Origin of the sequence: Mesorhizobium shangrilense (assembly GCF_028826155.1) — a bacterium.
Classification (GTDB): Bacteria; Pseudomonadota; Alphaproteobacteria; order Rhizobiales; family Rhizobiaceae; genus Arvimicrobium; species Arvimicrobium flavum.
The window spans coordinates 407,259-416,128 of sequence record NZ_JAQGPN010000001.1 but is presented as its reverse complement, the minus strand read 5'-3'; the positions used below and the strand labels follow the sequence as shown (position 1 = coordinate 416,128).

The window sequence follows — 8,870 nt, the reverse complement described above, 5'->3', positions numbered from 1 at the left end:
TCGTGGGCTGCGGTCGATTGGTCGAAGAGAACTCCCCGCCAATGGCGAGTTCGGTTAGCGAAACAGTCGCCGACGGCCGGCCACCACGGTCCAATTCAAGTCGGTGACTAAGCGGTCCCTTCTCGACACCGCACGATCAACGTGATTGGCTCACACCGTCCTGGGGGGGCAAATGAGCGAAGGCGAGCAAGGCGAAACCAAGAAGCAAGTCGACGCGCATCTGCTGGCGGTCGGTCGATGCATCAATCAATGGGCGCAGCTTGAGATGCAGCTCTTCGCCATTTTCTCGGCGGCGCTAGCAACTCGCGATGACTTCGCAGCCATTATTTTCTATCGAGACCACGCGTTCCGTTCAAAACTCAAACTCACAGAAGAGATAGTCGAAGCAGCATTGAGCGGCCCCACGGACAAAAGCCGCTGGTTGAAGCTTTGCAAGCAGATCGGCGACGGTTCAGAGTATCGCAACCGAGCAGCTCACTTTGCGCTCTGGCGCCAACGACACGTAACTATCGGCCCGGAAGGCGTCACCGAGAACTCTGACACCGGGCTTCGGGCGGCTAAGACGCCGCAACGACTCAAGCGACCTCGCGAGAAGGACGCGCACGTAGATGTTCCAGGGCTCGAAGCTTCTGTGCGCGCTGCAGCTGCTCTGCATCATGAATTAGCCGAATTTGGTCGCCTTCTGACAGCACAAGACCCGCACCGACTGTTACGATCTGCAACACGGCGTCGATAGTTGGGATATCGGATTGCCCTTCGCCCATGTCGGTCATGGCGCACATGGCGTCATGCGCAAGGACTAGGCTCTGTGGAGTGATCATCCTGCGGTGCTCCATGGCTTTGCTGAATTGGTGGCGACTCTTACGTCGGCCAGCCCATTTCGATGTCGATGGCGTCGAGTGCGGCGTCGTCGGCCGCGGCGGTCACGGCGTCTTTCAGGGTCCAGCTATTGCGCATGACGGCTGCACCCCACGCCGCCATGGCGAGCAGGACGGCCTGTCCGTCCGCATAGGACAGCGTGAAGCTCACATTGTCCTCTGTGCGGAAATGCGCGTCCTCGACCGCGCCGTGTCCGGCTCCGACTGCTATCGTGTAGGTGGTCTGGCTGACGAGCCAGTTGTTGCGGTCGTCAACGTCTCGCGTCTGCAGCACTTTGCCAGCCATGACGCCGGCCTCGACCGTGTAGCCGCCGGTCAAGAGTGCGTCGCGGCGGGCGTTGATGGCAGATGCTTTGGCATCCTTGCGCTCCTCGAACGTCAGCACATCGTCCGCGCGCCGCGCAGCCCCTATCAGTCGGACCATGTTCTACCTCCAGAGCAGCGAAGCTGCATGGACCTGCACCTCGAATGCCGTGCCAGTGACGACGCGCCATTTCATCGCCGTGCTTGTCGGCTGCGCGCTGATGTCGAACTCGCCGGTTTCGAAGATCGTGGTCCCGTCGCCCAAGGTTTCCTTGGCCACCAGAGTGCCGGCCGTCCACGTGGTGCCGCCGTCGCGAGATGCATAGGCCGTCAGGTGCGTGTTCGGGGTGATGGTGCCGGCGATTGCTTTCGCCGCGACAGTCACCGAGGCCTTCGATGGGGCGGAAAGCGCGGTGAAGGCGACCGAGCGGAGGTCCATAACTGGGGGCGCTGCGTACTGGAGAAGCTCCAGTTCGGCGACACCAATCAAGGTGTCGCCGTTAATGGCCGTCACGTTGAGGCGATGATACGTGAACGCGGCTCGATTACCGGCGGGGATCGTGAACACCTTGCGCTCGCCCGACGACCATGTGATGCCGGACCTTGTGTCGAGCGTCGTCCACGACGAGCCGTTGTTCGAGCCCTGCAGGGTGAATGTGTTCGGTGCGCGGTTTTGTTCAGACGCGGCCGCCTGAATTGCATACTCGCGGCACCGAACGGCCGTTGGTGTCTTTCGCTGCACCCAAGACGGGTTGACGAAATTGGCTACCCATCTGTCGCCAGATGTCTTGTTGAAAGCCCGCCACGTTTCGCCCCCGCCCAACTCCGCACTGGCCAAAGCGACATGCCCTGCCGGAGCGGATGCGGCGGTCATCGCCGGCAGCGACTGGGAGGCTTCTGTCGCGTCCGTCTGGTTCGTGTAGTAGCCGGTACCGGCAATCTCGTTCGTCGACGCGACTGCATCTACGCCTGTCGCGTCATCGAACACGTCAGAGACGCCGTTCGCCAAGCCGGCGGTGGTGTTCTTCAGGTCCGCCACCTGCATCGCGAGACGGATGATGTCCGGCGACATATCGGAGGACTGTGACGCTGCGCCCGCGTTGATCGTGCTGGCGTCGCTGAGCGTCAGTACGAGTTCGCCCGATCCGTTGATGGTCGCGCCGGTGACGCTGACGCCGTTTGCCCCTGATGGGATGCCGAGATTGAGCTTGTGGACGCCGGGCGATAGTTCCGTCAGAGACGCTGTCGCTGGGCTTCCCGGCGCTAACGTGGAGGCCTCCACCGACTGAATGTCGAAGCTGCCGCCATCTGCTCCGGCCGGAATGCCCAACTCCAGTTCATATACGCCTGGCGATGTTTCGTTGATCGTCGCCGTGGCCGGCTCGCCCGGGGCAAGCGTCGTGACGCTGCCGCCGGAGATCTCCAGCGACAACCCTGCCGCCCCCCTCACATCCACCGCGTCCGCGATAGCCGCAACCAGCCCCACAGCGCCGACGTACAGGCCTACAGCCGGCTTCTCGCCCGTTCCGCCGAGCCAGTCGACCACGCGCAGAACGCGCCGCTCGCCGTCTACCTCGGCCGCCGGAACAGGAGCCCAGCCGTTGTCGCCGGCCGCGCCCTTCAGGTCGACCCACGAGCCCCAGCCACCATCGGGGTTCTTGATGCGAACCCGCGTGCCGTCCCACTCATGGTCCGGCACGTTGGCGCCGATGACATCTTCGATTTCTTGTTGGCGCTGCGCAATCTGCTCGTCGACGAGCTGCACACGCTCCTCGACATTGCCGAGGCGCGTCTCGGCGGTCTGCACACGTTGCGCGGCAAGCTGCGCGGCGTCGCGCGCCTGCTCGACTAGGGCGATTTGCGCATCGGTCCAATAGGTCTGGTCGTCGGCCACTGCCCGCGCTCCTTAGTAGTAGAAGCCGGCGAACCCGCCGGCGCCGGGGCCGCTGTTCTGCCAGCCACCCTTGCCGCCACCGCCGAATGTCGGATTGCCGTTGACGCTATGTGCGCCGCCACCAATGCCGTTGATTTCGGCAAACAGGTCGCCAGCTTCGAAGTCCTCCAGATCCCAGAATCTCGGCATGCGCCAGAGTTTCCCGGCAACAGGGGTGCCCCCTGCTTCGCCATCGCCCCAGGGCGACCCAGCAGAGGCGCCTGACAATTTCGCCTCGTTGTTCGGCCATGTGATGCGCCCACCGCCGCGGGTGTTGATGTCGCCGCCAGAGCCGACGCCGCCCTCCGAGTTCTGACCGCCCGTCGCCTGCCAAGTCACCCCGTTGACGGTGATGGTCGTCGTGCCGCCGGCGCGATTGGACGGGCTTGCATTCGATGAGGGCCCCGGAGCACCGACGACAATCGAGACTGCCGACGCCGGCGGCACCCAAAGCTCTTTGTCCGAATACCCGCCGCCCGTGCCGCTACCGTTGATGCCTGAGGCGTCGTTGGCATCGGAGCCGCCGCTGCCTGCCCCAATGTTGAAGCCCTTGACGCGCACCAGACCGCGGTGATCGGTCGGCAAATCCGCCGGCAGCAGGAAAGAGTAAGTGCCCGGCACGGTGAAGAGCCGACGCCGAAAGAACCCGTTGTTGCGGGCGCTGAAGGGGGCGTTCCCGCCTACGAGATTAGGATACCTGCTCATCACGTCACCGCCGGAAAGTCGAGTTCGCCCCAGGCCACCGCATTGCAGTTCGGCCCGTCGACACGCACGTAGAGTTTCAGCCCTGGCGTCAGCACCACCGGCCATTCGCGAAGGGGAACGCCGGGCACGAGCACATGGTCGTATTCGACCCAGTCAGCGTCGGTCGGTGTGTTGTCGACATCGAAGAAGGCCCGCAACTTGACTGCCGTCGGCCCGCGATTGACCACGTTGACGTGAAACCGCAGGCCGCGATCGGCCGGCGCCTCGGCCACAGGTGCGGCCGTGTTGGCGGCGAGCGCTGTTCGCTTGACGTAGGGATTTGGCATCGGCTCCTACCAGTTCTGATTGTACCAGTTGACGGTCTGGTGAATGAGGTTCTGCACATAAGTCCGCGTCGCGTAGAGCACGGTGCCACCGTCGATGATGGTCACACTGGCGGCGTTGGTGACCTCCATGATCAGCTTCATGGCGAGGTCTTCGCCAAACCCCTCGGCCAACGTCGGCTTGTACTGCTCGGGGTAGGACGCGATGGCCAGCAGGTCGCCGTTGTCGGCGTAGATGCCCACTTCGCGGATGGTGAACCCGCCCGCCTCCGCCGGCACTATGGTGTCGACGACGATCCAGTTGGCGTTGTCCGCGTGGATCGCCGCACCGGTGACCGGATGACGGTTCAACTCGTTGTACAGTGTCGTCTCGTTGCCGGTCGGCGTGATCGGTGCGCCGCCACCGTCGCCAATGGCGACTTCCGATATGACGACAGGCGTGGAGTTGATGAGCGCATTCGCGAATGCGGCGAGGCCGAGCGCCGTCACCTTGACGTTGAATGCCATGTCAGGCTGCCTCTGGATAAAGCGTGACGTTGCGGGTGCGTCGCGCGCCCCAGGCCGCGACATAGGGGGCCGGCGCGCGCTGCGTGACGGCCGTTTCCAGCGCGTCGAGCATCGACCTCACGTTCTTGGCCGACATAATGAGGCGGCGGAGCGCCTGATATTCGGTCTGCGTCAACGAGGCCCCGTCGTGTTTGACCACCTTGACGCGAAACCGATATGGCTCTCCGCCGTACTCAAACCACTCGGTGACCGTGGTCTCGAAGCCAAGGCTTGCCAGCGCGGCCTTGAGCGCGCCGGGGGTGCCCTTGATCTTGTGATATGGGAACGATCCCCCGATGACCGCGCGCTTGACCTCCTCGGGCCAGCTGTCGACATACTCGTCGACCGACCGATCCCAGGCGAGCCACGGCAGCAGTGACGCCGGCGAGATGTGCGCCAGCACCGAGCGCCGGATCACATCCATGTCGACGTCGAGAATGCGCGCCTGGCTGACAGACAGCGACTTCAGAAAAGGCGAGGCGCTTGACGGGAGGAGGTCGTCAGCCATCACACCACCTCGACTGTGACCGTGACGCCGGTGCATTTTGGCGCGGCGCGGGCGCCGGTGACGATGTCTGCGGCTGGCTGTGTAATCGTCACGTCCACAACGGGCGAGCGGCCCGCGTCATCACCGACGTAAAGCGCCGCCGCCAGCCTCGAACGCCGTATGGCCTGGCCGATGCCGTACTGCTGCTCCGTGTAGAGCGTGACAGCGTCTTCCGCCGCCTTGCGAACGACTTCCGCGCTCGCGCCGGGGCGCACCTTGACGGTCGCCTCCACCGCATAGCTCGTGATGGATGCGCTCTCGATCAGCACATGGTCGGTCAGCGGCCGGCGCAAGTCCCCGGAGATGTAGGCTTCGACTGCCCCCAGCAGTTCCGGCGACGCTGTGCCGCCTTCCTCGCGCGACAGGATCGTCACGCGCACCTGGCCGGGATCCACGTCCTCGCCGCTTTCGGGGCCGAACACCCCCACATCGAGTACATCCGCGTGTGCCGTCAGCCCCTGAAACAGATAGGCGCCGTAGGATCCCGCGACCGACAATCCCTCCCAGGCGAGCTGAGCGCGAAACCGGAAGTCGATATCGCTTTCGTAGACGGGCGCGATCGGCGGCGATGCGTTCGGGTCGCCGACGTCGATCAGCTTGCGCACGACGCCGAGTTCGGCCGCCTTCACCTCCAGATTGTTGCTGGTGGCGAACGCCAGGCTTGCCGCCTTGTATTTGTCGTTGCCGACCTGGCGCACCAGCACCTCGCGGTACGCCATCGTCTGGAAGGCAATGTTGAGGGGCTCCGTCTCCAAATTGAGCGTGTCGATGACAGGCAATTCAGGGTTCCGCACGCGGGCTTCAGTGTAGGCCGCGAGAAAGGCGCCCTTCATCTCCGCCAGGATGACCTCGAAGGAGATCTGCTCGATGGCCTCGGGCGCCGGCAGCGTCGCGAGATTGATCGCTGCAAAACGCGTCATGTCGACACCCGCACCCGCTGGCCAAAATAGACGTCGAACGCCAGGACGCGCTCGACCCGGAAATCACCGAGATGTCCGCGAGGCCGATAGTCGACTTCGATGGCAAGGCTGACCTTGCCCAGACGAAGGTCGTCGACTGACCCGCGGGGGGTGACACGGCGAACACGGAACCTCGGCTCCCACAGATCTATTGCGGTCCCCACCAGCTGCAGCCAGACGGCAAAGAGCGACGGCTTGACCAACCGGCCAAGCAGTTCCGGGATGCCGCTGCCGAACTCGCGGCGCATCACCCGCGTCCCGATGCTCGTCGAGAGGATCACATCGACGCCCTGAAAGGCGGATGCCAGGTTGTCGATGACAAGGCCGGTTCGGCCATCAATCCCCGCCACGGCGAACACTCCGAGTGCTGGAGGCGTTGAACGGCGCGATACGTCCCTGCTCGAGATCGAACCGTGCCTCGGCGTCCGTAAGGCGAAGCTTCCGGTCTGGGGGAACGCGCACACCGTTCACCCACGCCACGCCCGGATTGACCCGATAAAGCTTCTTCTGGACAGCCGTTTGCGATGCCCCGCCTGTCGGGCGGGCAGCCAGTCTTTTCGCCATGGCAAGACTTTCCCTGTCGGCCTACTCGGACGGCCACGAATATGGCGTGCCGCCGTGCAGCGGGTGCTCCGGCGGCGCCGGCCGGTAGGCGGCGCCGTGGGAACTGTACCAGCCCTCCCAACTGGTCGGCGTCCATGTGAACCCGACGCCGCCGGCGTCCAGCTTTACATGCGCCGATCCGTGGATCTCGATGCCGGCTCCCTCGATCCTAACGCGGTCGGAGCCGCGAACCTCGACATCCGAACCAAGAACCTCAACCCTGGCGCAGTCGATCCTGACGCCCGCCAGACCGTTGAAGCACTTTATGACGAGAAAGTTCTGGTCGAGGTACAGCCTCGCATGAGGGCCAGCGCCGCCGATCTCGCCGATGATCAATTCGTCACACTGAAGCGTCGTCATCAGACCTCTCCAATGAAGACCGGGCTCGGCACCCACACACCGGTGGGACTGAAGACGCCTGCGTCGCCGCGCAGCCCCTCCGTCGCATGCAACCGGCCGTTGACGCGGATGTCGCCGTCAATCGTGACAACACCGCCGGCGACCGTGATCGTGACACCGCCGAACGTGTACTTGTTTTCGCCGAGGTTTTCCGAGATCTGCGGGTTGATCCCCGAAAACCCGCCGCGGAACATCACCCCTTGGCGCGGATCGCCGCCCGGGTTGATCACGCCGACGATCTGCCCCTTGGAGAGGGGAAACCAGGTTCCCGTCGCACCGCCACTCTCCGGATGAGGATACCAGGGCGAGAGGTACGGCTGTCCGTCGGGTCCATCGCCGTGCTTGAGCCGGAACCCCCTTTTGGCGTCGATGACCTCGACCGGTCCGACGACCAGGGCATTGCCGAAGGCCGTCTTCAGCATCTCGATGTCGATACGCATGTCGACCAGAGCTTCGATCATGGCTCCACCGTCGCGCTATTGTCGGTTCCCTCGATCTCGATAGTGCCAAGAGTGAACGGCGGCGTAGTGCGCTCGACATCCGCCGCCATTGGCCCGAGACCAAGCGCCAGCAACTCAGCCTGCGCCATCCCATGATGACGCTGAAGCGCCTTCCAGTCTGCATCGGCGCCACCAATTACGGCGCACATCTGTGTCGCCTGCTCGACGATGTCTGGATCCGGAGATGTGGCAGCTTTAGCCAGGAAGCGGGCCAGGGGCGTCTCCGGATCAAGCGCCACACCGCGCGCCGGATCGTCGATCAACTCCGCGACGACCTTGATCTGATGGGCTGCCATCCGTTGACCTTCCGCCGAGCTCGTCCGGGCGCGCTCGATGCGCAGGAAGCGGAAAGACAGGTTCCTGAAAATGTCCGCCCAGTCATTGTCGGGATCGGTGAGCGCATCGCCGATCTGCTTTGCGACCAGGTCCAGATGGAACTCGAGCGCCTGATCGGTCGCCGGAATTCCCACCCCGAGGAGGTGTGTAGCACCAGTGTCCTCGTCACGCTCGGTCATGGCCGCGGCGATCCCGGCGATGAAGATGATCTCGGTCGCGCCGTTGAGCGTCATAGCCCGCACGTCGAGATATGAGCTTTCGAGCGCTCCCTCCCCAGTGCCAGCCTTGGCGCCGTCGGTGTAGACGGCGATGAACGGCTTGTCCTGGTCGGTCCGCGGAGTTCCGTCAGTGGAGGCGTCCAGCGCCCCAAGCTCGCTATCGAGTACATTGCTGCCGACCAGCGTGTTCGCTGCTTTCAGGGCTTCCACGGCCGCAATGCGCAGCGCGATCCGGACGAGGCTCATGTGTCGCCGAGCTCCAGAACCAGGCGGGAGGGGTGCCGGCCATCGACAGACGAGACGGCGAACCATGGCTGCCCGGCCATTTCCAAGGCACGCACCTTGTCGCCCTTTCGAACCATGAGATCGGGATACGCGGTGCGATCGATGAAGAGTTGGCTCCGCCGGCCGGTGATAGCGACAACGTCGCCCTGACGCCTGCCCTCGAAGAGGCCGTCGGCGCTCTCGACGCCAAGCACCAGCTTGGCGCTTATCTCGCGAGCGGGCCGGCTTTCGTCGACCCGCTCCTTGTTGAGAAAGCTGAGCAGCACCCGCTCTGCAAAGAGCGTGTCTATGGTGGCGGTCACCATCTGCCGCAGCTCACCGACCGAGGCCATCGC

The 8,870-nt window shown here is 64.1% G+C and carries 13 protein-coding genes; 1 reads left to right on the top strand and 12 read right to left on the bottom strand.

Annotated features, from left to right (window positions below; genetic code table 11):
• Positions 1-172 precede the first annotated feature (172 nt).
• On the top strand, positions 173-736 hold the full coding sequence (locus PD284_RS02125; RefSeq protein WP_274626581.1) for a hypothetical protein: 564 nt from the start codon (positions 173-175) through the stop codon (positions 734-736).
• Positions 737-861: 125 nt separating this feature from the next.
• Here the strand turns inward: PD284_RS02125 and PD284_RS02120 are convergent, their stop codons facing one another.
• The 12 genes from PD284_RS02120 to PD284_RS02065 form a co-directional block, all read right to left on the bottom strand.
• Complete coding sequence (locus PD284_RS02120; RefSeq protein ID WP_274626580.1) at positions 862-1,302, bottom strand: DUF4376 domain-containing protein; 441 nt, start codon at positions 1,300-1,302, stop codon at positions 862-864.
• 3 nt (positions 1,303-1,305) lie between these two features.
• Positions 1,306-3,075, bottom strand: a complete 1,770-nt coding sequence (locus PD284_RS02115) for a hypothetical protein (RefSeq protein WP_274626579.1) — start codon at positions 3,073-3,075, stop codon at positions 1,306-1,308.
• Between the two features lie 12 nt (positions 3,076-3,087).
• Complete coding sequence (locus tag PD284_RS02110; RefSeq protein WP_274626578.1) at positions 3,088-3,819, bottom strand: glycine-rich domain-containing protein; 732 nt, start codon at positions 3,817-3,819, stop codon at positions 3,088-3,090.
• Positions 3,819-4,145, bottom strand: a complete 327-nt coding sequence (locus tag PD284_RS02105) for a hypothetical protein (RefSeq protein ID WP_274626577.1) — start codon at positions 4,143-4,145, stop codon at positions 3,819-3,821. Before PD284_RS02105 ends, PD284_RS02110 begins: the two co-directional genes overlap by 1 nt.
• Before the next feature lie 6 nt (positions 4,146-4,151).
• Positions 4,152-4,649, bottom strand: a complete 498-nt coding sequence (locus PD284_RS02100; RefSeq protein ID WP_274626576.1) for a phage tail protein — start codon at positions 4,647-4,649, stop codon at positions 4,152-4,154.
• A gap of 1 nt (position 4,650) precedes the next feature.
• The gene (locus PD284_RS02095) at positions 4,651-5,196 is read right to left on the bottom strand and encodes a phage tail protein I (RefSeq protein WP_274626575.1); all 546 of its coding nucleotides are present in this window, start codon (positions 5,194-5,196) and stop codon (positions 4,651-4,653) included.
• Positions 5,196-6,155, bottom strand: coding sequence for a baseplate assembly protein (locus PD284_RS02090; RefSeq protein WP_274626574.1), 960 nt, complete (start codon positions 6,153-6,155; stop codon positions 5,196-5,198). The genes PD284_RS02095 and PD284_RS02090 overlap by 1 nt, the downstream gene beginning before the upstream one ends.
• Positions 6,152-6,544, bottom strand: a complete 393-nt coding sequence (locus PD284_RS02085) for a GPW/gp25 family protein (protein ID WP_274626573.1) — start codon at positions 6,542-6,544, stop codon at positions 6,152-6,154. The genes PD284_RS02090 and PD284_RS02085 overlap by 4 nt, the downstream gene beginning before the upstream one ends.
• A 235-nt stretch (positions 6,545-6,779) precedes the next feature.
• Positions 6,780-7,157 carry a hypothetical protein gene (locus tag PD284_RS02080; protein ID WP_274626572.1) on the bottom strand — a complete coding sequence of 126 codons (378 nt, stop codon included), beginning with the start codon at positions 7,155-7,157 and terminating at the stop codon, positions 6,780-6,782.
• Entirely contained in the window at positions 7,157-7,657 is a 501-nt protein-coding gene (locus tag PD284_RS02075; protein WP_274626571.1) for a baseplate assembly protein, read from the bottom strand. Before PD284_RS02075 ends, PD284_RS02080 begins: the two co-directional genes overlap by 1 nt.
• Positions 7,654-8,496, bottom strand: a complete 843-nt coding sequence (locus PD284_RS02070; RefSeq protein WP_274626570.1) for a hypothetical protein — start codon at positions 8,494-8,496, stop codon at positions 7,654-7,656. The genes PD284_RS02075 and PD284_RS02070 overlap by 4 nt, the downstream gene beginning before the upstream one ends.
• Complete coding sequence (locus PD284_RS02065) at positions 8,493-8,867, bottom strand: hypothetical protein (protein WP_274626569.1); 375 nt, start codon at positions 8,865-8,867, stop codon at positions 8,493-8,495. The genes PD284_RS02070 and PD284_RS02065 overlap by 4 nt, the downstream gene beginning before the upstream one ends.
• Between the last annotated feature and the right edge of the window lie 3 nt (positions 8,868-8,870).

Coding starts and splice junctions, on each gene's coding strand:
- PD284_RS02125 (WP_274626581.1), top strand. CDS start 173: ATGAGCGAAGGCGAGCAAGGCGAAACCAAGAAGCAAGTCGACGCGCAT.
- PD284_RS02120 (WP_274626580.1), bottom strand. CDS start 1,302: ATGGTCCGACTGATAGGGGCTGCGCGGCGCGCGGACGATGTGCTGACG.
- PD284_RS02110 (WP_274626578.1), bottom strand. CDS start 3,819: ATGAGCAGGTATCCTAATCTCGTAGGCGGGAACGCCCCCTTCAGCGCC.
- PD284_RS02105 (WP_274626577.1), bottom strand. CDS start 4,145: ATGCCAAATCCCTACGTCAAGCGAACAGCGCTCGCCGCCAACACGGCC.
- PD284_RS02100 (WP_274626576.1), bottom strand. CDS start 4,649: ATGGCATTCAACGTCAAGGTGACGGCGCTCGGCCTCGCCGCATTCGCG.
- PD284_RS02095 (WP_274626575.1), bottom strand. CDS start 5,196: ATGGCTGACGACCTCCTCCCGTCAAGCGCCTCGCCTTTTCTGAAGTCG.
- PD284_RS02090 (WP_274626574.1), bottom strand. CDS start 6,155: ATGACGCGTTTTGCAGCGATCAATCTCGCGACGCTGCCGGCGCCCGAG.
- PD284_RS02080 (WP_274626572.1), bottom strand. CDS start 7,157: ATGACGACGCTTCAGTGTGACGAATTGATCATCGGCGAGATCGGCGGC.
- PD284_RS02075 (WP_274626571.1), bottom strand. CDS start 7,657: ATGATCGAAGCTCTGGTCGACATGCGTATCGACATCGAGATGCTGAAG.
- PD284_RS02070 (WP_274626570.1), bottom strand. CDS start 8,496: ATGAGCCTCGTCCGGATCGCGCTGCGCATTGCGGCCGTGGAAGCCCTG.
- PD284_RS02065 (WP_274626569.1), bottom strand. CDS start 8,867: ATGGCCTCGGTCGGTGAGCTGCGGCAGATGGTGACCGCCACCATAGAC.